At 61.0% G+C, this 249-nt stretch carries 1 pseudogene; it reads right to left on the bottom strand.

Going from position 1 to position 249, the window contains the following annotated elements:
* Positions 1-249, bottom strand: a pseudogene (locus AAEY83_RS17400) (primosomal protein N'); the annotation flags it as partial.

A 249-nucleotide genomic window follows, 5' to 3' on the forward strand; every position in this document is an offset into this window, starting at 1 on the left:
GCCGAGCACGATCGGGATGTTTTCCTGTCGCGCGCGCACCAGCGCCAGATCGCGAGCGTGGTAGCGCAGACCTTCCTGCTGTTTATAGGAACCGTCGTGCTCTTCATCGATGATGATCAGCCCGGGATTTTTCATCGGCGTGAACAGCGCCGAACGGGTGCCGATAATAATGTCGGCCTCGCCATCACGGGCGGCGAGCCAGGCTTCCAGGCGTTCGCGATCATTTACCGCCGAGTGCAGCAGGGCGAT

Source organism: Psychrobacter sp. TB20-MNA-CIBAN-0197, from assembly GCF_040309765.1.
Lineage (GTDB): Bacteria > Pseudomonadota > Gammaproteobacteria > Pseudomonadales > Moraxellaceae > Psychrobacter > Psychrobacter submarinus.